At 70.8% G+C, this 21,051-nt stretch carries 19 protein-coding genes and 1 tRNA gene; 9 read left to right on the top strand and 11 right to left on the bottom strand.

Translation table 11 applies throughout. The features are described 5' to 3' along the window. Window positions 1–53: 53 nt before the first annotated feature. On the bottom strand, window positions 54–1,199 hold the full coding sequence (gene hppD, locus ABZ434_RS11570; protein ID WP_359134351.1) for a 4-hydroxyphenylpyruvate dioxygenase: 1,146 nt from the start codon (window positions 1,197–1,199) through the stop codon (window positions 54–56). A gap of 132 nt (window positions 1,200–1,331) precedes the next feature. Between hppD and ABZ434_RS11565 the strand changes: the two genes are divergently transcribed. From ABZ434_RS11565 to ABZ434_RS11535, 7 genes are all read left to right on the top strand, one after another. After that, on the top strand, window positions 1,332–1,805 hold the full coding sequence (locus ABZ434_RS11565) for an Lrp/AsnC family transcriptional regulator (protein WP_026241547.1): 474 nt from the start codon (window positions 1,332–1,334) through the stop codon (window positions 1,803–1,805). Window positions 1,806–1,820: 15 nt separating this feature from the next. Then, window positions 1,821–2,468, top strand: a complete 648-nt coding sequence (locus ABZ434_RS11560; RefSeq protein WP_359134348.1) for an ABC transporter permease — start codon at window positions 1,821–1,823, stop codon at window positions 2,466–2,468. Next, window positions 2,461–3,723, top strand: coding sequence for a betaine/proline/choline family ABC transporter ATP-binding protein (locus ABZ434_RS11555; protein ID WP_359134346.1), 1,263 nt, complete (start codon window positions 2,461–2,463; stop codon window positions 3,721–3,723). Before ABZ434_RS11560 ends, ABZ434_RS11555 begins: the two co-directional genes overlap by 8 nt. Next, window positions 3,720–4,604, top strand: a complete 885-nt coding sequence (locus tag ABZ434_RS11550; RefSeq protein WP_359134344.1) for an ABC transporter permease — start codon at window positions 3,720–3,722, stop codon at window positions 4,602–4,604. Before ABZ434_RS11555 ends, ABZ434_RS11550 begins: the two co-directional genes overlap by 4 nt. After that, a complete protein-coding gene (locus ABZ434_RS11545; RefSeq protein ID WP_359134342.1) occupies window positions 4,601–5,581 on the top strand; it encodes a glycine betaine ABC transporter substrate-binding protein in 981 nt (326 codons plus the stop codon). The genes ABZ434_RS11550 and ABZ434_RS11545 overlap by 4 nt, the downstream gene beginning before the upstream one ends. A gap of 77 nt (window positions 5,582–5,658) precedes the next feature. Next, window positions 5,659–6,267 carry a winged helix-turn-helix domain-containing protein gene (locus tag ABZ434_RS11540; RefSeq protein ID WP_359134340.1) on the top strand — a complete coding sequence of 203 codons (609 nt, stop codon included), beginning with the start codon at window positions 5,659–5,661 and terminating at the stop codon, window positions 6,265–6,267. A gap of 14 nt (window positions 6,268–6,281) precedes the next feature. Further along, window positions 6,282–6,476, top strand: a complete 195-nt coding sequence (locus ABZ434_RS11535; RefSeq protein ID WP_359134338.1) for a hypothetical protein — start codon at window positions 6,282–6,284, stop codon at window positions 6,474–6,476. Window positions 6,477–6,494: 18 nt separating this feature from the next. Here ABZ434_RS11535 and ABZ434_RS11530 read toward each other — a convergent pair whose 3' ends face one another. The 4 genes from ABZ434_RS11530 to ABZ434_RS11515 all read right to left on the bottom strand — a co-directional run bounded on the left by ABZ434_RS11530 (window position 6,495) and on the right by ABZ434_RS11515 (window position 12,508). Continuing rightward, complete coding sequence (locus ABZ434_RS11530) at window positions 6,495–7,283, bottom strand: S16 family serine protease (protein ID WP_359134336.1); 789 nt, start codon at window positions 7,281–7,283, stop codon at window positions 6,495–6,497. A gap of 497 nt (window positions 7,284–7,780) precedes the next feature. Continuing rightward, window positions 7,781–8,422: a helix-turn-helix domain-containing protein gene (locus ABZ434_RS11525; protein ID WP_359134334.1), complete on the bottom strand. Its 642-nt coding sequence runs from the start codon at window positions 8,420–8,422 to the stop codon at window positions 7,781–7,783. Window positions 8,423–8,758: 336 nt separating this feature from the next. Then, complete coding sequence (locus ABZ434_RS11520; RefSeq protein ID WP_359134332.1) at window positions 8,759–10,771, bottom strand: hypothetical protein; 2,013 nt, start codon at window positions 10,769–10,771, stop codon at window positions 8,759–8,761. A 117-nt stretch (window positions 10,772–10,888) separates the two neighbouring features. Further along, window positions 10,889–12,508 (bottom strand): WxL domain-containing protein, encoded by a 1,620-nt coding sequence (locus ABZ434_RS11515; RefSeq protein ID WP_359134330.1) that lies wholly within the window; start codon window positions 12,506–12,508, stop codon window positions 10,889–10,891. A 290-nt stretch (window positions 12,509–12,798) separates the two neighbouring features. On the opposite strand from ABZ434_RS11515, the gene ABZ434_RS11510 reads away from it, so the two are divergent. Then, on the top strand, window positions 12,799–13,350 hold the full coding sequence (locus ABZ434_RS11510; protein WP_359134328.1) for a hypothetical protein: 552 nt from the start codon (window positions 12,799–12,801) through the stop codon (window positions 13,348–13,350). Window positions 13,351–13,427: 77 nt separating this feature from the next. On the opposite strand, the gene ABZ434_RS11505 is transcribed toward ABZ434_RS11510, so the two are convergent. From ABZ434_RS11505 to ABZ434_RS11490, 4 genes are all read right to left on the bottom strand, one after another. Continuing rightward, window positions 13,428–15,209: a DEAD/DEAH box helicase gene (locus ABZ434_RS11505; RefSeq protein WP_148018909.1), complete on the bottom strand. Its 1,782-nt coding sequence runs from the start codon at window positions 15,207–15,209 to the stop codon at window positions 13,428–13,430. Between the two features lie 151 nt (window positions 15,210–15,360). Continuing rightward, window positions 15,361–15,744, bottom strand: coding sequence for a type II toxin-antitoxin system death-on-curing family toxin (locus ABZ434_RS11500; RefSeq protein ID WP_359134326.1), 384 nt, complete (start codon window positions 15,742–15,744; stop codon window positions 15,361–15,363). Further along, window positions 15,745–15,948 carry an Arc family DNA-binding protein gene (locus tag ABZ434_RS11495; RefSeq protein ID WP_327337113.1) on the bottom strand — a complete coding sequence of 68 codons (204 nt, stop codon included), beginning with the start codon at window positions 15,946–15,948 and terminating at the stop codon, window positions 15,745–15,747. A gap of 35 nt (window positions 15,949–15,983) precedes the next feature. Beyond that, window positions 15,984–17,465: an MFS transporter gene (locus ABZ434_RS11490; RefSeq protein ID WP_359134324.1), complete on the bottom strand. Its 1,482-nt coding sequence runs from the start codon at window positions 17,463–17,465 to the stop codon at window positions 15,984–15,986. A 197-nt stretch (window positions 17,466–17,662) separates the two neighbouring features. Between ABZ434_RS11490 and ABZ434_RS11485 the strand changes: the two genes are divergently transcribed. Then, window positions 17,663–17,734, top strand: a tRNA-Cys gene (locus ABZ434_RS11485). Window positions 17,735–17,754: 20 nt separating this feature from the next. On the opposite strand, the gene ABZ434_RS11480 is transcribed toward ABZ434_RS11485, so the two are convergent. Together ABZ434_RS11480 and ABZ434_RS11475 are read right to left on the bottom strand one after the other, a co-directional pair. Then, on the bottom strand, window positions 17,755–19,164 hold the full coding sequence (locus ABZ434_RS11480; protein WP_359134322.1) for a diaminopimelate decarboxylase: 1,410 nt from the start codon (window positions 19,162–19,164) through the stop codon (window positions 17,755–17,757). A gap of 187 nt (window positions 19,165–19,351) precedes the next feature. After that, window positions 19,352–20,992 carry a helix-turn-helix domain-containing protein gene (locus tag ABZ434_RS11475; RefSeq protein WP_359134320.1) on the bottom strand — a complete coding sequence of 547 codons (1,641 nt, stop codon included), beginning with the start codon at window positions 20,990–20,992 and terminating at the stop codon, window positions 19,352–19,354. Window positions 20,993–21,051 lie beyond the last annotated feature (59 nt).

Genomic DNA, 21,051 nt, shown 5'->3' with positions numbered 1-21,051 from the left:
CCGGAGGTCCGGCCCGCCCGCCGGGGTGCTCCCCCGCTGGGATCGGGGAAGGATCAGAGGTTGCCGCGCTTCTCCTGCTCGCGCTCGATCGCCTCGAACAGGGCCTTGAAGTTGCCCTTGCCGAAGCCCATCGAGCCGTGGCGCTCGATCATCTCGAAGAAGACGGTCGGCCGGTCCTGGACCGGCTTGGTGAAGATCTGCAGCAGATAGCCGTCCTCGTCGCGGTCGACGAGGATCTTCAGCTCGCGCAGGGTCTCCACCGGCACCCGGGTCTCGCCCGCCCACTCACCCAGGGTGTCGTAGTACGAGTCCGGGGTGTCGAGGAACTGCACTCCGGCGGCGCGCATCGCGCGTACCGAGGCGACGATGTCGTTGGTGGCCAGCGCGATGTGCTGGACGCCGGCGCCGCCGTAGAACTCCAGGTACTCGTCGATCTGGGACTTCTTCTTGGCGACGGCCGGCTCGTTGATCGGGAACTTGACCTTGAGCGTGCCGTCGGCGACGACCTTGGACATGAGCGCGGAGTACTCGGTGGCGATGTCGTCGCCCACGAACTCCTTCATGTTGGTGAAGCCCATGACCTTGTTGTAGAAGCCGACCCACTCGTTCATCCGGCCGAGCTCGACGTTGCCGACGCAGTGGTCGACGGCCTGGAAGGTGCGCTTGGCCGGAGGCTCGACGATCGGGCCGGCGGTGGCGAAGCCGGGGAGGTAGGGGCCCGTGTAGCCGGCGCGCTCGACGAGGGTGTGGCGGGTCTTGCCGTACGTGGCGATGGCGGCCAGGACGACCGTGCCGTGCTCGTCCTTCACCTCGTGCGGCTCGGTGAGGCCGAGGGCGCCGTGTTCGACGGCGTAGGCGTACGCGGCCCGGGCGTCGGGGACCTCGATGGCCAGGTCGACGACGCCGTCGCCGTGCTCGGCCACGTGGTCGGCGAGGAAGCGGCCGTGGTCCGTGGACGCCTTGATGACGGACGTGAGGACGAAGCGGGCGGAGCCGTTGGTGAGGACGTAACTGGCGGTCTCGCGGCTGCCGTTCTCCGGTCCGGAGTAGGCGACCAGCTTCATGCCGAAGGCCGTCGAGTAGTAGTGCGCGGCCTGCTTGGCGTTGCCGACGGCGAAGACGACCGCGTCCATTCCCTTGACCGGGAAGGGATCGGCCTGCCGCGCTGTCTCGGGGGTGCTGTGCATCGTCTCAGTCATGTCCGAAGGTTCTCGCCGCTTCGCAAGGTGCGCAACAGTTCGTGAATTCGCTGGGCAACCTGTACACCCCTTCGCCATGATGGGCGGGCTATCTGTACATGATGACCATCACACCTACCTCGGAGGCCGGCCGTGGCAATCGATCACCTCGACGGGCGGCTCATCGTGCTGCTGGCACGCGAGCCCAGGATCGGCGTCCTGGAGGCGTCGCGCCGGCTCGGCGTGGCGCGCGGCACCGTGCAGGCGCGTCTGGACCGCCTTCAGTCGAATGGCGTCATCCGCGGCTTCGGCCCAGACGTCGACCCGGCGGCCCTCGGCTACCCGGTGACCGCCTTCGCGACGCTGGAGATCAAACAGGGTCAAGGCGCCGACGTCCGGGCCCACTTGGGCGGCGTACCGGAGGTCCTGGAGCTGCACACGACCACGGGGCACGGCGACATGTTCTGCCGGCTCGTGGCCCGTTCGAACGCCGATCTCCAGCGGGTGATCGACCGGGTTGTCGGATTTGATGGCATTGTCCGGGCCTCCACGGCCATCGTCATGGAGAACCCCGTACCCCTGCGCATCATCCCGCTCGTCGAGCAGGCAGCACAGGACACCGACTGAGCCGAGGAGTGACGTGTGAGCTTCTGGGAGTACCTCGGGAACCGCCACCAGCAGTTGCTCACCGACGCGTACCAGCACGCCAGCGCCGTCTTCCAGTGCATGGTGATCGCCACCGTGCTCGGCGTCCTGATCGGGGTGGTCAGCTATCGCAGCGGCTGGGGCTCCTCGGTGGCGATCACGTCGACCGCGACCGTCCTGACCATTCCGTCCCTCGCCGCGATCGGTCTGCTGATCCCGCTGGTCGGGCTCGGGGTGGCACCGACGGTGATCACGCTGACGCTGTACGGGCTGCTGCCCATCGTCCGTAACGCCATCGTCGGCCTGCGCGGCGTCGACCCCTCGCTCGTGGACGCGGCGAAGGGCATCGGGATGTCCAGGATCACCCGGCTCCGCAAGGTGGAGCTGCCGCTCGCCTGGCCGCCGATCCTCACCGGCATCCGGGTCTCCACCCAGATGCTGATGGGCATCGCCGCCATCGCCGCCTACGCCTCCGGTCCCGGTCTCGGCAACGAGATCTTCCGCGGCATCGCCTCCCTGGGCAGCGCCAACGCCATCAACTCGGTGCTCGCGGGCACGCTCGGCATCGTCATTCTCGCCCTGCTCTTCGACGCCGCGTACGTCCTGCTGGGGCGGCTCACCATCCCGAGGGGAATCCGTGTCTGAGACCACGGCACCGGCCGAGCCTGAACCGGCCGTCAACGCCACCTCCGGCGCCACCATCCAGCTGGAGGACCTGACCAAGGTCTACCCGGGCAACCCCAGCCCGGCCGTGGACAACGTCTCGATGGACATCAAGGCCGGCGAGACCGTCATCTTCGTGGGCCCGTCCGGCTGCGGGAAGTCGACCACCCTGAAGATGATCAACCGGCTGATCGAGCCGTCCTCCGGACGGATCAGGATCGGCGACGAGGACGTCACCGACATCGACCCGGTGAAGCTGCGCCGGAAGATCGGTTACGCCATCCAGTCGTCCGGGCTCTTCCCGCACATGACGGTCGCCGAGAACATCGCCCTCGTACCGAAGATGGTGGGCTGGTCGAAGTCGAAGGTGAAGGACCGCGTCGAGGAGATGCTCGACCTGGTGGGTCTCGACCCGCGCGAGTTCCACGGCCGCTATCCGCGTGCGCTCTCCGGCGGGCAGCAGCAACGCGTCGGCGTGGCGAGGGCGCTGGCCGCCGATCCGCCGGTGCTGCTGATGGACGAACCGTTCGGCGCGGTGGACCCGATCACCCGCGACCACCTCCAGGACGAGCTGATCCGGCTCCAGCACGAACTCCACAAGACGATCGTCTTCGTCACGCACGACTTCGACGAGGCGATCAAGCTGGGCGACCGGATCGCCGTGCTGCGCGAGCACTCGCACATCGCGCAGTTCGACACCCCGGAGGCCATCCTCACCAACCCGACGGACGACTTCGTCTCCGGCTTCGTCGGGGCCGGCGCGGCACTGAAGCGGCTCAACCTCACCCGGGTGCGCGAGGTGGAGATCGCCGACTTCCCGACCGTGACGGTGGACGACCCGCTCCAGTCGATCTTCAACAAGCTCCGTGACGGGTCGCACAACGAGCTGCTGATGCTGGACCGCAGGAACCGCCCGTACAAGTGGCTGCGGCGCGGCGACCTGATGCGGGCCCGCGGTTCGCTGGCACGGGCCGGGCAGCTGGTGCACGACACGGTGACCAGGGACGCGACGCTCCACGACGCGCTGGAAGCCGTACTGACCGACAGCGGCGGGCGGGTCGCGGTGACCGGGCGCCGAGGTGAGTTCATCGGCGTCGTCGACATGCAGACCCTGATGAACTCGGTGCACGAACTCCTGGAGGCCGACCGGCTCGCAGCCATCGAGCATCAGCACGACCTGGAGGAGCTGCGCACCCACCAGACCGCCCAGGAGCTGGAGGGCGGTGCGGGCGCATGACCCCCTCATCCACGCCCGGCCGCGGCTCGTCCGACCGGGCCCCCGTGCCCGACCGGGACCGTCCGCCCGGCGAACACGACGTCAAGGGGCTCGCCTTCCACGACGAGGAGGAGGAACCGGCCCCGCCACCGGCCGCACCGCCGCGCCGCCTCACCTGGCGCAAGCTGGTGATCGTTCCCGCGGCGCTCGCGGTGGTGCTCGTCATCACGTACGTATGGATCACGAACGTCGACCTCGACTCCATCGCGGAGAACTCCCTGGCCGGTGACACGGTCCAGCTGCGGTGGTGGCAGCACGTCAGGCTGACGGCCATCTCGACGTTCTGGGTACTGATCATCGCCATTCCGCTCGGCATCGCGCTGACCCGCCGCGGTCTGAGCAAGGCCGCTCCGGTGGTCACCGCGATCGCCAACATCGGGCAGGCGACACCGGCGATCGGGCTGCTGGCGCTGCTGGTGATCTGGCTGGGCATCGGACCCTCGACGGCGATCACCGGCATGGTGATCTACGCGGTGCTGCCGGTGCTGTCCAACACGGTGGCCGGTCTGAAGGCGATCGAGCCGACGCTGGTGGAGGCATCGCGCGGCATCGGCATGTCGGGGGTGGGGACGCTGAGGAAGGTCGAACTCCCCCTCGCCGTCCCGCTGATCCTGGCCGGCGTACGGACGGCGCTGGTGCTGAACGTGGGCACGGCGACCCTGGCGACGTTCGGCGGCGGGGGCGGTCTCGGCGACCTGATCACGTCCGGCATCCAGACGCAGCGCATGCCCGTACTGGTCCTCGGTTCCGTGCTGACGGTGGTGCTGGCCCTGCTGGTGGACTGGCTGGCCTCACTGGTCGAGCTGGCACTCACGCCGCGGGGACTGGAGGTGGAGCGATGAGGACCCGACGCGTGCGTACGGTCCTGGCGGGCGCGGGCGCTCTGGCCCTCGCACTGGCGGGGTGCGGCCTGAAGAGCGGTTCGCCGATGGTGGACGACGTGGTGCCGGGGTCGGTCGGGCAGGCGCAGCCTCTGGACGGCGCCTCGCTGACCGTCACCTCGAAGAACTTCAGCGAGAACATCATCCTGGGCCAGATGATCGGTCTGATCTTCAAGGCCTCGGGGGCGGAGGTCCTGGACCGGACGAATCTGCCCAGCTCGATCAGCGCGCGCGAGGCGGTCATCCAGGGCGACGCCGACGCGGAGTACGAGTACACCGGCACAGGCTGGATCACCTACCTCGGCCACGCGAAGCCGATCGCCGACCCTCTGGAACAGTGGAAGGCGGTGCGCGACGCGGACCTGAAGAACGGGGTGACGTGGCTGCGGCCGTCCACCCTCAACAACACCTACGCGCTCGCCATCAGCAAGAAGAACAACGCGAAGTACCACCTGAAGACACTCTCCGACGTCGCCGCGCTGTCGAAGAAGAACCCGTCGGCGGTGACGATCTGCGTGGAGAACGAGTTCGCCTCGCGCGACGACGGGCTGCCCGGCATGGAGAAGGCCTACGGGATGTCGATCCCGGCCGCCAACATCAAGAAGATGGACGCCGGCATCATCTACACCCAGGTGTCGAAGTCCAACTCCTGCCTGCTGGGTGAGGTGTTCACCACGGACGGGCGCATCAAGGCGATGAACCTGGACGTGCTGGCGGACAACAAGCACTTCTTCCCCAACTACAACGCGGCGCCCGTCGTCCACACGGCGACGTTCGACAAGTACCCCGTGATCGCCGATCTGTTGAATCCGCTCAGCGCGCGGCTCACCACCGAGGTCGCGCAGGAGCTGAACGCCAAGGTGGACGTCGACGGGGAGGACCCGCACGAGGTGGCGAAGGAGTGGCTGATCGAGGAGGGGTTCATCAAGGAGGGGTGAGAAGAGCCCTCCGACTTACAAAGAAGATGTTGCAAAGCCTTGTTGCAAAGCTGTCTTTGCAACTCTATGGTTGGGGCATGCCAACGACAGAGGGCGACGACAGCGCCGCCACCGCACCGGATCCGAAGGTCCTCAGCATCGACGCCCGCTCCCTGCGGGGCCTCGCCCATCCGCTGCGTCTGCGGCTGCTCAGCTCGCTGCGCGAGTTCGGACCCGCGACCGCCTCGGGCCTCGCCGACCGGCTGGACGAGTCGAGCGGCGCCACCAGCTACCACCTGCGCCAGCTGGCCGCGTACGGCTTCGTCGAGGACGACCCGTCGCTCGGCAAGGGACGCGAGCGCTGGTGGCGGGCCGTCCATGCCGGCGCCTCCTTCGACCCCGAGTTCCTCTACGACCCCGATCCCGAGGTACGGGGCGCCATGGGCGTCGTGCTCCACGAGGTCGCGACCATGCACGCGCAGGAGCTGAACACCTGGCTCGGCACGATGCACGAGTGGCCCCGGGAGTGGTACGAGGGCTCGGATCTCAGCGACTTCAAGGTGCGGCTCACGCCCGAGCTCTCCCGGGAACTCGCCGACAAGGTCCACGAACTGGTCAACAGCTACCGCGGACGCGTCCCCGAGGACACCGAGGGATCCGCCGTCGTCCGCACCCACCTGCACGTCTTTCCGCGCCCCACCGACTGAAGGGACCACCCGCCATGCATCCCGAGACGCACCTTCAGCTCCACCGCATCCGCTCCACCGAGCTCCGCGACCGGGCGGACGCCTACCGCCTCGCGCGGCGCCCCGCCGCCCTGCGCAAGGACCTGCGCACACGGCTCGGCTGGACCATGGTCGAACTGGGCCTGCGCGTCCTGCCGGACCGGACCGCCCTGGTCCCGCGCACCGCGTAACGGCTCACGGCCCCGGGGTCAGCAGCCCGGGATCTTCCCGCCGTGATCCAGCGCCCGCAGCGAGTCCACCGCGCCCTTCAGGGTCGTGACCGGGATCAGCCGGAGCCCCTTCGGCAGTTCGGACTTCGCCTCCTTGCACTCGGCCTTCGGTACGAGGAAGACGCTCGCCCCGTCCCGCCGGGCCGCCTGGGTCTTGAGCGAGACACCGCCGACCGCGCCGACATCACCGTCCGCCTCGATGGTGCCCGTGCCCGCGACGGTGCGGCCACCGGTGAGATCACCGCCGGATCCGTCGCCGTCGAGCTTGTCCACGATGCCGAGCGCGAAGAACAGGCCGGCACTGGGACCACCGACGTCGGCGAGATGCAGGGTCACGTCGACCGAGCCGGGCTTCTTGCCCAGGTAGTTCAGCGCGGCGTCGACCGCGGAGTCCTGCGACTGCGCCATGTCGTCGAGGTTGTGCTTCTCGATCTCCTTCTCGGAGCCGCCGGACGGATAGACGGAGTCGCGCGGCATGACCGCCCGGTCCGTACGGAACCAGCTGTCGATCACGTCACCGATCCCGACGTCGGCGGTCGGCCCGGTGGCCACGATCGTCGTCATCCGAAGCTGGCCCTTGGTGGGCCGGGTCGGGGTGCCCTCGATGCTGATCACGGGGGTGCCGTGGTCCTCGCCGAGCACGTTCGCCGTCGTGCCCGGCTGCGCCAGCGTGAACGGCAGCGGCGCGAACGCGGCGACGCCGAAGAGGGCGAGGACGGGAACGGCGCACAGGGCGAGGGTGCGGGGGCGCGAGCGACGTGTGAACACCCGCCCAATCTAACCGGTGGCCCGATAGGTGGGCTCCGGGGTTCGCGTGGTGCGGGGTTCCGTCCTCAATCGCCGGACGGGCTTGTGTGCGGGTGCCCCGCGGGGCGCTGTGTCCGGTGGGTGGGGGTGGTGCCCCTCCGGGCAGACTCCTCAAAAATGGCGTGTGCACCCGACGACGCACTTGTACCCGGGTCGTACGCCATTTTCTGCGGGGACTGCCCTGCACGTCCCCACCCGGCATCACTCGCGTCTGCACCCCGGCGAATCAACCGCCGCAGACGCAGGGCAGCCGGGTCCGGGGGCGTGCAGGGGAGTCCCCGCAGGACGACGAACACCGACCCGGGTCCATCGCGTACCCGCGGAACGTTCGTCGTCTGAGGAGACGCCCCGGAGGGACCCCGGACCCCCACCCACCGGACACAGCGCCCCGCGGGGCACCCGCACAAACAAGCCCGTCCGGCGATTGAGGACAAAAGCCCGCACCCCGGAACCCCGCGTCAGCGAAGCGCGTCCGCGACCTCGCGCGCCGCGTCGATCACCCGCGGTCCCACCCGTTCCGGAACCGCGTCCGCGAGCATTACCACGCCGACGCTGCCTTCGACGCCCGTCACCCCCATCAGCGCGGCCGCGGCCCCGCTCGCCCCCGCCTCGAGCTCTCCGTGGGTGAGCGTGAACGCCGTCTCGCCCACCGGCTTCGCCCGGGCGGCGAGGATCGCCCGGCCCGCGGCCCCCCGGTCGAGCGGGTGGCGGAAACCGGCCCGGTAGGCCACGTGGTAGTCCGTCCAGGTCGGTTCGACGACCGCGACCGCGAGCGCGTCCGTGCCGTCGACCAGCGTGAGGTGCGCGGTGGCCCCGATGTCCTCGGCCAGCGAGCGCAGCGCGGGCAGCGCGGCCTCCCGGACGAGCGGGTGGACCTGGCGGCCCAGGCGCAGCACGCCCAGCCCGACGCGCGCCCGGCCGCCGAGGTCACGGCGTATCAGGGTGTGCTGTTCCAGGGTGGCGAGCAGACGGTAGACCACGGTGCGGTTGACGCCGAGTTTGTTGGACAACTCGGTGACCGTCAGGCCGTGGTCGGTGTCGGCGAGCAATTTGAGGACACGCAGTCCCCGGTCGAGCGTCTGGGAGGTCTCCGCGGTCACGACGCCCTCTCCTCTTCGGTGAGCGGCGGCGGCTGTTCCCACGGATTGTGCGCCACCGGTCCCAGCGGCGACGCACGGAGAGGCCGCCGGCCTGGCCAAGGCACCGGCTGCGCTCCGCGGCGGCACTGCCACGGGGCGTTCACATTTTTGGGACAGTAGCGAGCCAGTCCGCTCAGCGGAAGACCTCGTCCAGAATCCGGGCGCTCAAGAAAACGTGCTTGCGTCGGAATCACATAAGTGCCGGTCAGCGGGGCGTCAGCCGAACGGCGCGCATCTACGCGCGTCCATGTCGGCCGACTCCCCCGCGACGCTCCGTACACCGGATGTGAACCGGCGTTAACTCACCGTGAACAATTGCTGCACAGTTTTTCCGTTCACGAGCACCTCGCAGGCCCTGATCGCCTTCGTCGCCGGGTCCCGGACGGTGAAGTTGAGGGCGAAGGTGCCGTCGAGTCCGATGACCCGGGTGACGTAGGAGTCGGAGGTCTGCTTCCCGTCCGCGGTGCGTCCGGTGACGGAGACCGTGGCGACGGGGGCGAAGCCGCGGCCGGTCACCTGGACCACCGTGCCGGGCGGGCCCTCGGGCGGCGAGAGCGCGAAGGAGGGACCGGCCGGGGCGGTGCCGTCCTGGACGGTGAAGGCGGCCGTCTCCGTGCGCGGGTTGACGAGGACTTCGCGGACCCGGAGGGCGACGGTGTCGGCCGCGTTGACGGTGAAGGTCTGCGAGAACGCCCCGTCGAGGCCGACCACCTTGGTGCGCGCCGGGTCGGAGGTCTTCGAACCGTCCGCCCGCAGCCCGACGATGGACACGGTCGCCACCTTGGCGAAGCCCTGGCCGAGCACGGTGACCGCGGTGCCCTTCGGTCCGGCATCCGGGGTGAGGACGACGAACGTCGGGGCGACGGTCAGCTGGGTGAGAGCCTGCGATCCGCCTGCGGTGACCTGGAGCGCGTAGACGCCGCGGGCGGTGGATGCGGCGGCGGTGACCGTACCGGCCAGGCTGCCGTCGGTGGCGATCCGCAGGGTGGAGCCGCTGATGCCGGCGGCGTTGCAGCCGCTGCCGTCGATCGCGCACAGGGCGGCGGCGGGGGTGGCGCCGGAGGGCCAGCCGTCACCGGAGACGCTGATCGTCCCGCCGGGTTTGACCTTGGCCGCGCCCGCGGAGAGCGTGGCGGTGGCCTCGGTGACGGTGAACGGTGTGGTCAGCACGGTCGCCGGGTCGTTGGCCTCGTCGACCTGGATCGAGGTGATCGCCGGGTCCGAGACGGTGAAGTCGACGGCGAACGTGCCGTCGGACCGGCTCTTCACGTAGACGGCCGTGTCGTCCAGCGTCGCTCCGGTCGCGTCGAGGCCCACGGTGTTGATCCACCGGTCCTGGTAGTAGTCGCTGCCGGTGACGGTGATCACGCTGCCGACCGGCCCGCTGCCGCGGGACAGGGCGATGGCACGGGGTCCGTCGGGGACGAAGGCCCGGACGGTCAGGGGCGCGGTCGCCTCCTTCGTACCGTCGCCGACCTTCACGAGGTACGAGCCGTCCGGCACCGTGCTCGCCGCGGCGAGCACGGCACTGCCTGTCAGCTGGCCCGAACCGCTGATCGCGAGGGAGTTGCTCGCGAACTTCCCGGCGTCGCAGCCGCCTCCGTCCGTCGCGCAGAGGGACGGTACGGGAGTGGCGCCCGGGGTCCAGCGGCTGCCCGACAGGGCGACGGACGTGGACGGCCGGGCGGGTGCGGTGGGGGCTATGAGGGTGGCCGGCTGCCCGGCGCTGCCCTCCGCCGTCACGGTGCCGACGGAACCGCCGCCCGCGGTGACGACGCACGCGGTCTCGTAGGTGGAGCCGAGCACCTTGGTGCGGGTGAGGTTGCGCAGCGGGGTGAAGGTGATCGGCCCGCTCGCGGTGGTGGGCAGGAGGAAGTCGCCCTCGTACGGCGGGATCTCGATCGGCTGCCCGGAAGGGATGTCGAGTGGGACCTCGGGCCCGGTGACGGTGACGGTCCCGGTGGCGCCGCCGGACATGGCGAGGTCGACGCTCGGGGTGGTGGGCACGTCGTTGAGGCTGAGTCCGCTGGTGGCGGGGGACGGGCCGAGCGTCACCCTGGCGTGGACCTTGCCGCCCGGATCGACGACGTCGGGCGTCAGCTCGATGCTGAACTCCTGTGGACCGGTCGCCTCGCCCTGGCCGGCGGGCAGGGTGCAGTGGACGGTCGGGGTGACGGTGCCGGCGTGGGCGAGGGGGGCGAGCGCGACGGTTCCCCCGGTCCAGGCGAGCGCGGCTCCGGCGCCGAGGGCGACGGCGCGGCGCCACGCCGAGCGGCCCGGTCTTCCGGCGGGTCTGCGATGCGCGAACATGCGGCTCCTCCAAAGGAAATGGAATGTGAATCATCCGAATGCGAAATGGAGGACGCCCGCCTGCTCCATTGCCGTACGGAACAGACGGGCGTCGTCACTGCTTTCCCTGGCGACCCTTTACAGCAGGGTCAGGGTCAGGGTGGCGCTGTAATCTCCGGGCCGGGTGAATTCGGGAACGGTGAGGGCGAGCCCCGCCTCGGCGTCGAACTTCCCGCCGGTGAACGGATGTGATCCGTCCGGATTCATCCGGCAGAGGCTCGCCGCCTCGCTCCCGAGCACGGTGGGCGATCCGGCGACCGGCGCCCCCACGCTCCCGTCCTGTGCCGTGCAGGCCGGCGCCCACCGCACCGCGGCGGCCGGGATGGTGTCGCCGTCGGCGCTCGTGAACGGGGTGAGGGTGGCGGTCAGGGACCAGCCGCTGTTGACGCCGCGGGCGTCCCGCACCTCCACCCGGTTGAGGTGGGCCCTCTGCGCACCGCCGTCCTCGCCCAGGACCGTCGTACCGAAGTCGACGGTGTCACCGTCCTGGGTCATGGAGAGCGTTCCGGCCCTGACCTGGGTGCTCAGCTGCTGCTCGGCCGTGCTGCCGCCCCCGCCGCCACCGGTGGTGACGGTGAACGGGACGGTGCGTACGGTCGCCGGGTCGTTCCCCTCGTCCGCCTGCACGGCGGCGACGGCGTCGGAGATGACGGTGAATTCGACGGCGAAGGTGCCGTCCGTGCCGCTCTTGACGTAGACCGCGCTGTCGTCGAGCGTGCTGCCCGCCGCATCGAGGCCGATGACGTTGATCCAGCGGTCCGGGTTGTAGTTCCGGCCGCTGACGGTGATCACGCTGCCTACCGGGCCGCTGTCCGCCGACAGTGCCATCTCCCGGTCGCCGGCCGCGACGGCTTCGACGGTGAGGGGGGCGGTGGCCTCCTTCGCACCGTCGTTGACCTTCACCTCGTAGCGGCCGTCGGGCACCGCTCCGGCCTCACCGAGGGTCGCGGTGCCGGTGAGCGTGCCGTAGGAGTCGATCCTCAGGGTGTGGGCGATGAACTTCAGCGGGTCGCAGCCGCCTCCGCCCACCGCGCACAGCGACGGTACGGGTGAGGCGTCCGGCGTCCATCCCGAGCCGCCCAGCTTCACCTCGGTGTGCGGCCGTACCGGGTCGGCGGGGGCGGTCAGCGTGGCGGGCTCCGAAGCCGAGCCCTCCGCGGTGACCGTTCCGACGGACCCGCCGCCGCCGACGATGTCGCAGGGCGTCTCGAAGACCGATCCGAGCACCTTGGTCTGCGTCAGCGTACGGACCGGGGCGAACGTGATCTCGCCCGAGGCGCCCACCGGGACGAGGAAGTCGCCTTCGTACGCGGGGATCTCGATGGGCACCCCGGCCGGGATGTCCATGGTGATCTCCGGGCCCCGCACGGTGACGGTCCCGGTGGCCCCGCCGGACATCGCGAGGTCCAGGCTGGGGATGGTCGGGACGTCGTCGAGGGCCAGGCCGCTGGTGGCCGGGGACGGGCCCAGTGTCACCCTGGCGTGCACCTTGCCGCCCGGTTCGACGACGGCGGGCGACAGTTCGACGGTCATGTCCTGCGGTCCGGTCGCCTCGCCCTGGCCCGCGGGCAGGGTGCAGTGGACGGTCGGCGTCACGGTCCCGGCCGCGCCCGACGCACTGCCGGGCGGGACGGGTGAGGCCGCGGCGCCCGCGCAGCCCAGGGACAGTACGAAGCAGGCCGCGAGCAGACCGGTCACGCCGGGTCTTCGTCGTCGGATCACCTGACACCCTTTCATGGACCATTGATTGCGCACATTGAGGAGGGCACGTGCAGAGAAGTCAAGAGAAGGCCGATTGATCCTTTCCGAAATGCCCGAAAAGCATTTCCCCAGGCGTTTTCCGCACACCTGTTGACTTCTTTGAAGATCACCGTTTCACTGCACCCGACATGCCGGGCCCGGCACGCAGATCCGTACGTACACCGAATGCATCACGTGCACTGGACGTCGCATCTGCGAAATTCGAACCGGAAGGAGTTCCACCCGTCATGTCGATCTCTTCGACCCGTAAGCCCATCCGAAGACACTTACCGCCGGCACTGGCCGCGGTGTGTTCGGCCGGCGCCCTGCTCGCCCTGTCGTCGCCGACCTCGTTCGCGGTGAGTCCGACCACGGCGACCGCCACCTTCGACTGCGGCTCCTGGGGCAGCGGCAGCGCCACCCTGACCGCCGCCGACAACGGCACCACCAAGACCGTCAAGCTGACTTCCTCGGCGATCACGATGCCGGCGGGCTCCAGCGCCGACCCGAACAGCATCACGACGACGCTCAAGGTCTCCAAGACCGCGGGCGGAGTCACCAGCCAGGTCCAGTTCTCCGCCAAGGCCAACCCGGGCATGAGTTACCCCAACCCGATCACCCTGGGGCCGCTGAAGCTCAGCTCCGGGACGCTGGCGGCCGGCAACAGCACCAATTCCGTGGTGCTGTCCGCTCCCGCGACCGCCACCAACTGGTCGCTGAAGATCGTGACCTCGTCCCCGACGTCCGCCACCGTGTACTGCGTGGCGACGTCCGCCCAGTCCGCTCCGTTCGTCTGGTAGCGGCCCGCGCATGACGCCGGCCCGGGGCGAGGACGGCTGTCCCCGCTCCGGGCCGGTGCGTGCGGCGCCCCTGTGGCTCACGTCATGCGGGTGGCCCACTCCTGGACCTTCTTGATCCGCTGCTCGATCTGCCCGGCCGTGGCCTCCGCGCTCGGCGGTCCGCCGCACACCCGGCGCAGCTCGGTGTGGATGACGCCGTGCGGCTTGCCGCTCTGGTGGGTGTAGGCGGACACCATGGTGTTCAGCTGCTTGCGCAGGCCCAGCAACTGCTTGTGCGTGACCACCGGCCGGTCCTCGGCCGGCTTCTCCAGCAGGTCGGCCTCCGATGCCGGCTTCTGCCTGCTGTGCGCGATCTGCCGGGTCTGCCGCTTCTGGAGCAGCAGCTGTACCTGGTCGGGTTCGAGCAGCCCCGGGATGCCGAGGTAGTCCTGCTCCTCCTCACTGCCCGGGTGCGCCTGCATGCCGAACTCGGCACCGTCGTACAGCACCCGGTCGAAGACCGCGTCGGACTCCAGCGCCTCGAACGGCAGCTGCTCCTCGGTCTCCTCGTCCTCCAGCTTCTCCGCGTCGGCGAGGAGCTTGTCCTCCTCGGAGAACGGGTTCTCCTCGTCGCTGCCCTTCTTGGGCTTGTCGAGGACGTGGTCCCGCTCGACCTCCATCTCGTTGGCGAAGTCGAGGAGCATCGGGATGGTGGGGACGAAGACGGACGCGGTCTCGCCGCGCCTGCGCGAGCGCACGAAGCGGCCGACCGCCTGGGCGAAGAAGAGCGGTGTCGAGATGGTGGTGGCGTACACGCCGACGGCCAGGCGCGGCACGTCGACGCCCTCCGACACCATGCGGACCGCGACCATCCAGCGTGATCCGTCCTCGGTGAACGCGTCGATCTTCTTCGACGCGGCCTTCTCGTCGGAGAGGACGACGGTGGGCTTCTCGCCGGTCACCTTCTTGAGGATCTTGGCGTACTCGCGCGCCGACTCCTGGTCGGTGGCGATGACGAGCCCGCCCGCGTCCGGGATGCCCTTGCGGACCTCGGTGAGCCGCTTGTCGGCGGCGCTGAGGACGTTGGGGATCCAGTCGCCGGTGGGCGAGAGCGCGGTGCGCCAGGCCTGCCCGATGGCGTCCTTGGTCATCGGCTCGCCGAGCCGCGCGGCGATCTCGTCACCGGCCTTGGTGCGCCAGCGCATGTTGCCGCTGTAGCTGAGGAAGATGACCGGGCGGACGACGCCGTCGGCGAGGGCGTTGCCGTAGCCGTAGGTGTAGTCGGCCGAGGACCGGCGGATGCCGTCGTTGCCCTCCTCGTACGCGACGAAGGGGATCGGGTTGGTGTCCGAGCGGAACGGCGTGCCGGTGAGGGCGAGCCGGCGGGTCGCCGGGTCGAACGCCTCCTGGCAGGCCTCGCCCCAGGACTTGGAGTCACCGGCGTGGTGGATCTCGTCGAGGATCACGAGCGTCTTGCGCTGCTCGCACCGGTTGCGGTGCAGCATCGGACGGACACCGACGCCCGCGTACGTGACCGCGACCCCGTGGTACTCCTTGCTCACGGGGCCCGCGCTGTACTCGGGGTCGAGCTTGATCCCTATCCGGGCGGCCGCCTCCGCCCACTGCTTCTTCAGGTGCTCGGTGGGCGCGACGACGGTGATCTGCTGCACGACGTGGTGGTGGAGCAGCCATGAGGCGAGGGTCAGCGCGAAGGTGGTCTTCCCGGCGCCGGGGGTCGCGACGGCGAGGAAGTCGCGCGGCTGCTCCTGGATGTACCTCTCGAGGGCGCCCTGCTGCCAGGCTCGCAGCTTGCCGGCCGTGCCCCAGGGGGCGCGGCCGGGAAAGGCGGGTGAGAGGTGGTGGGAGGCGGTAGTAGTCACGGTCTCCGGTTCGGGTCTCTCGGGTACGTGTGGTGCTGTCCGCACGGACCGGGACGGGCCCCTGCGCGATACGACAACCGGGCCACCTTACCGGTGCCCCGGCCGGACCCACGTATGAACGACACCGGCGCGTGACCCTGCGAGACCGGGGTCACATGGCGTCGCGCAAAGCCCGCAAGCGGTCGGCGATCCGGTCCACGTCCTCGAGACTGCCCATCGCCACCTCGATGACGAGCTTGTACGCCTCGTCCTGGTCGACGTCGAGCATTTCGGTCCCGTTGAAGTCGAGAAACACGACTGTGGACATCCAGGCCATGCGCTTGTTGCCATCCACAAGAGGATGGTTCACCGCAAGCGACTGCAGCAGCGCCGCAGCCTTCTGGAAGAGATCCGTGTAGGCCTCGACGCCGAACATGGCCGACTGGGGGCGGTGTACCGCCGAGCTCAGCAGGCCCAGGTCGCGTACGGCGACCTGTTGCCCCGCACAGGCCAGCTCCGCCAGGTCCAGAACTTCCTGGACTGTCAGATACTTCACCTACTCCCCCAGCCGGCGCAGCAGGTCGGCGTGACCCGCCGCGTACTTGGCTCCGAGCCGCTTCACGGACTCCCGGTCCGCTTCGACCTCCAGATACCGGTCGATCGCCTGAAGCACTATGGCGTGCATGCTCCGCCCCTCCTCTTCGGCCCGGAGCTTCAGCGCCTCTTGCTGGTCTTCGCGCATACGCAGGTTCATTGCCATACCGAAACGGTACCATTAGAGGGGTCACCTTGGTACTACTTCGCGCTCCGTACCCGCGTAGCCACCCACGCCCCCACCAGCGCCACCCCCGCCATCGGCAGGAACACCACCGCGAACGCCCCGGGGTGCGAGCCCGACGCGCCGGCCTCCACCGCTTCGTGCACGGCCCCCACCGCTCCCCCGCCGAGCGCCGCGAACGCCGCCCCGCCCGCGGCGAGCAGCAGGACGTTGGAGAGGCCGTCGGAGATCTGCAGGGCCGCGGAGTTGGCCCCCGCCTCCTCGGGCGCGGACAGCTTCAGCAGCAGCACGCTCGTCGAGGCGATCACCATGCCCATGCCGAAGCAGCCGAAGGCCCAGGCCACGGCGACCGTCCAGACCGGCACCCCGTCGATCAGCACGGCCGGAGCCGCCGCGATCGCCGCGGCGACCATCACCATGCCCCCCACCATCAGCCGCTCGCGGTGGGGCTCCAGGCGCGGCCGGGACTGTACGTACGAGCCCAGCGCCCACGTCCCGCCACCGGCGGCGAGCGAGAGGCCCGCCATCGTCGGGGACATCCCCCGCTGGGTGACCAGCATCAGCGGGACGAACGACTCGGCGGCGATGAAGGACCCGGCCGCCACCCCGCGCAGCAGCACCACCGACGGCAGCCCCCGCGCCGCGCGGCCGGTGCCCGGGGGCAGCAGGCCGCGGATCGCGGGGACGAGCAGGGCCACCCCGGCGGCGGCGGGCAGCAGGGAGAACCAATTCCGCTCCTGCCCGGCGTACTGGAGCAGACCAGCGCCCAGCGAGATGCCCAGCGCGAGCGCGATGCGCCGGCGGTCGTACGGCTCCACCGGCGCCTCCGGGTCCGCGGGCCCGGAGGCCATCCGCCGGATCGCGGGCAGCGCGAGCACCAGCGGGAAGACCACCAGGACCGGGATGCCGACGAAGACCCAGCGCCAGCCCAGGTGCTCGGTCACGCTTCCGGAGGCCAGCGGCCCCACGACGGACGGGATCACCCAGCTCGCCGCGAACGCGGCCAGGATCGCCGGCCGCAGGTGCTCCGGGTAGGCCCGGCTGATCACCACGTACAACGCGACGATCACCAGCCCGCCGCCGAGCCCCTGCACGGCCCGGCCCGCGATGAACATCCACATGCTGCCCGCCGTCCCGGACAGCAGCAGCCCCGCCCCGAAGGCGCTGATCCCCGCGGCGAGCGGCGCGAGCGGCCCCCGCCGGTCGGCCCACTGGCCCGACAGCACCATGGCGAAGAGGCTGGTGGTGAAGTACGCCGAGAAGGCGAACGCGTACAGCGGGATGCCGTGCAGTTCACGGGCGGCGACCGGCATCGCGGTCCCCACGGCGGTCGCCTCGAAGGCGATCAGGAACACGACGGAGACGATGCCGACGCTGAGCGCCCGGTAGGTCCGCCCCAGGACGCCTTCCGGCGTCGGGACAGCGGCTGTCCCCCGGGTGGTGTCGATGTCTTCGGGGCGGGGCGAGACATCGGCGTCACGCGGTTCCAGGGCGGTCATGAGCCCAAGGGTAAGGGCCGAAATTCGGGATGGGACCTGTCGTGGGTCCCTCCGGTTCTCGTCCCTTGGTCGTAGGTCCGCATAACGCCGGCCGTCGGCGATCGTGAACGCCGTGTGGCAGTCGCGTTGCGCGGCGGGCCGCGCCCTTGTACGCCCGGCCGCCACCGGCCTACCTTCAGGATGTCGCACCAGCGCACGACCGTGTGCCCGAGAGGCTCAGGGGCTCGACTGCAACTCGAGTTACACCGGTTCGAATCCGGTCACGGTCTCCGTACCCGCCCGTCCCTGCTCAGCGGGGGCGGGCGGTCCGGCGTCCGGCGGGGGTCAAGGCGGTGGACACCGCGTCCGGCTCCTGGGGGCCCGCACACAGCGCCACCAGGGCGTCCGCGTGCGAGAGGCCGCTCTCCTCGACCACTTCGCGCACGCTCTGGGCCTCGCGGACGAGGGCGAGGCGGACCTGCCCGGCGGAATCCGTGCGATAGCCGTACACGGCGGGCCTGGGCAGGGAGTTGTACGAGAAGTGCGACGAGAAGTAGTACGCCCCGGTGTCGTACAGCGCCACCACGTCGCCGGGATCGATGGCCGGGAGTTCGCGGGCGGTCGCGGTCAGGTCGCCGGCGAAGCAGCACGGCCCCGCGATGTCCACGACCTGGAGCGGGCCCTCCTTGGGGTGGCCCGCGGCGTCGAACACGCCGACGCGCAGGGGCCAGGCGTCCGGCATGAACACGGTGCGGGTGGCCACCTGGGCTCCGGCGTGGGTGACCGCGATGTGCCGGCCGCCGGACGACTTGGTGTACTCGACGACCGAGCCGATGGTGCCGCTCTTCGCGAGCAGCGAGCGGCCGAACTCGGTGACGAGGGTGTAGCGGCCGTCGAAGAGGCCGGGGGCGGCGTCGCGCAGTTCGGCGACGTAGTCGGCGTAGGTGGGGCGGTCGTCCTCGTCGGCGAAGTTGACGGGCAGGCCGCCGCCGATGTCCAGGCCGGTGATCTGTGCGTGACCGAGCCGGTCGTTGATCCGCTCCGCGAGGTCGTACGCGGCCCTGACGCCCTGCGCGATCAGCGGCAGCGGGCAGCCCTGCGAGCCGACGTGCGCGTGCAGGCGGTCGAGCCAGGGGCGCCGGGTGAAGGCGTCGATGACCGCGTCCACGGCCCCCGGGTCGCGCAGCGCGACACCGAACTTGGACGTCGCGGTCGCGGTGCTCATCGCCCCGATGGCGCCGGCGCCGACCTGGGGGTTCACCCGTAGCCCGATGGGGCCGGACGGTTCGCGGCCGGCCAGCAGGCGGTCGACGCGCTCCAGCTCCTGGAAGTTGTCCAGGTTGATCGCGATGCCGTGCTCCAGCGCGAACTCCAGCTCCTCGACCGTCTTCGCGGGGCTGTCGAAGACCAGCTGTTCGGGACCGAAGCCGGCGGCGAGCGCCTGTTCGAGCTCGCCGGGCGAGGCGACCTCGCAGCCCATGCCCGCCTCGGCGAGCAGCCTCAGTACCGGCACCAGTCCGCAGGCCTTGGCCGCGAACGTGTGGTGGACCGTGGCCGGTCCCTCGAACGCCTCGTTCAGAGCGGCCACAGCGGCGAGCACGCCGTCGACGTCGAGGAGGCCGACCAAGGGCGAGCCGGGGCCGAGCAGGCCGTCCTCGACGGCACGGGCCAGGGCTGCCTCGCGGGCGCGCCTGCGCCGGGGGACCGAACCGGATGTCACCTGAACCACACTCCTCCGTGATGGGCCCGCTCATGCGCCGCGCTGGTGGAGCCACGGGCCGTTGTGCCCAGCTTCGGGGTGCGGAGCCCGGCATGTCTTCGTCGGTGGCGACCGTGCCTGGCCGTTTCCCCTGTCCGACGCCACAACTTAATGATCATGAAAGGGATCACCCGACGCCGCCGCCACCTCACCCGTCACGCCGGCCCAGGCGCAGCCCCACGTCCGCCAGGAGCCGCACGGCCGGATCGGCCAGGTCGACGCCGAACAGCTCCCCGGCGCGGCGCAGCCGGTACCGCAGCGTGTTGGGGTGCACATGGAGACGCCGTGCGGCAGCGGCCGTGTCACCGAAGGCGTCGATGTACGCGGCGACCGAGTCGCCGTATCGCGAGCCGTGCGCCCGGTCGTGCTCGGTCATCGCGTGCACCGGGCCGGTCATGGCCGCCCACAGCGGCTCCACCCGGTCGAGCAGCCGCAGCACCGACGCCTCGGCCGCCACCTCCGCGTAGGACGCCACCGCCGACCCGGTCCCGCCGGCGGGCAGGCGCGCGGCCCGCTCCCTCAGCACCCGTACCACCAGTTCCGCGGCGTCACGCGAGCCGGGCAGCTCCGCCAGGTCCGCCACCACGGGGCCGGCGCCTGCGAAGACCACGCCGCGCGGCACCCCTCGGGCCGTCGCCAGCAGTGCGCGCGCGGGATCGGCCTCCCCGTCCTCGGCCGGCACCAGGGCGTACAGCCGCTGCCCCGACCGCGCGGTCACACACCCCGGACGGTAGGCGGCGGCCTGGAGCGCGAGGACGTCGAGCACCCGTTGGCCGACGTCCCCCGGCGAGGGCTCCCGGCCGTCGTACGCCTCCGCCACCATCACGGCGTACGCCCGGCCCCGCACGATCCCGATCTCGTGTGCCGCCGGTGCGCTGCCCGCCAGGAGTGCGTGCACCGCGCTTTCGCGGTCCCGGGCCGCGGCCCGGCCCCACGTCCGGTGGTGCGACAGATGCGGAACCGCGGCGCGGCCCGCCGTCCGCAGCGCCGCCACCGCGTCCTCGGCCAGCGGCCGCCCGTCGGCGGCGGCCCAGATCGAGCCGAGCACCTCGGATCCGTGCCGCACCGCGACGGCCAGCCGCTCGGCGTACCGGTCGTCGGCGGGCAGCCGCACTACGTCATCGGTGTTCCACAGGGCCTGGAAGAAGCCGCTCTCCCGCAGTTCGAGGACCCGCCAGCGCGGCACCTCCTGGCCGAGGATCGTGAGCCTGCGCATCGGATCGGGCTCGTGGTCCATGCGCGAGTAGGCCAGCACCCGTGACTGCGGGTCCTCGATCGTGATGGCGCCGCCGACGAGGTCGGCCACGGTGTTGGCCAGGCCCGGCAGATCGCCCAGCCGCAAGCCGTCCACCCCGCCCGCGGACCGGTCCGGGTAGCTGTGCACCAGTGCCGTCCGCAACCGGCCGAGCACCTCGGTCCAGCCTTGCCCCGGCCGCCGGGTCAGCAACGCCGTACGTCCGCGCTCCACCGCCTCCAGCAGGGCCGCCCCGGGCCCCCGGCTGCCACGGCGCATCACCACGGCCGCCGCTCCGGCGCGATCCGCGGCGCGCAGCACGTCGACCGCTTCGGGGGAGGCGGCATCGACACCGACGGCCAGCAGGACCAGCCCGGTGGCCGCCCACGTCTCTTCGTCCCTCTCCTCGCCCGGGTCGTGCAGCACCACGTCGGACACGCGCACGCCGGTGCCGCGCGGTGCCGCGACGACATCGAGCGTCCCGGCCGCGATCAGCGCGAGGAGCTGCGCCAGGGTGGGCCCGGTGTCGGGGCGGTCCGCTTCAGAAGGGTGCATCCACCCATGGTGGCCTCGACCGGCCCGGCGCGGCCATGTCCTCCGTCACCGCGCCGGGC

Origin of the sequence: Streptomyces sp. NPDC005761, assembly GCF_040630635.1 — a bacterium.
In the GTDB taxonomy this organism is placed as follows: Bacteria; Actinomycetota; Actinomycetes; order Streptomycetales; family Streptomycetaceae; genus Streptomyces.
This window is presented reverse-complemented; position numbering and strand designations above follow the sequence as displayed.

Bases quoted from the DNA above. Each gene is read 5' to 3' on its own strand.
- hppD (WP_359134351.1), bottom strand. From the start codon at position 1,199: ATGACTGAGACGATGCACAGCACCCCCGAGACAGCGCGGCAGGCCGAT.
- ABZ434_RS11550 (WP_359134344.1), top strand. From the start codon at position 3,720: ATGACCCCCTCATCCACGCCCGGCCGCGGCTCGTCCGACCGGGCCCCC.
- ABZ434_RS11545 (WP_359134342.1), top strand. From the start codon at position 4,601: ATGAGGACCCGACGCGTGCGTACGGTCCTGGCGGGCGCGGGCGCTCTG.
- ABZ434_RS11540 (WP_359134340.1), top strand. From the start codon at position 5,659: ATGCCAACGACAGAGGGCGACGACAGCGCCGCCACCGCACCGGATCCG.
- ABZ434_RS11535 (WP_359134338.1), top strand. From the start codon at position 6,282: ATGCATCCCGAGACGCACCTTCAGCTCCACCGCATCCGCTCCACCGAG.
- ABZ434_RS11520 (WP_359134332.1), bottom strand. From the start codon at position 10,771: ATGTTCGCGCATCGCAGACCCGCCGGAAGACCGGGCCGCTCGGCGTGG.
- ABZ434_RS11510 (WP_359134328.1), top strand. From the start codon at position 12,799: ATGTCGATCTCTTCGACCCGTAAGCCCATCCGAAGACACTTACCGCCG.
- ABZ434_RS11495 (WP_327337113.1), bottom strand. From the start codon at position 15,948: ATGGCAATGAACCTGCGTATGCGCGAAGACCAGCAAGAGGCGCTGAAG.
- ABZ434_RS11490 (WP_359134324.1), bottom strand. From the start codon at position 17,465: ATGACCGCCCTGGAACCGCGTGACGCCGATGTCTCGCCCCGCCCCGAA.
- ABZ434_RS11475 (WP_359134320.1), bottom strand. From the start codon at position 20,992: ATGCACCCTTCTGAAGCGGACCGCCCCGACACCGGGCCCACCCTGGCG.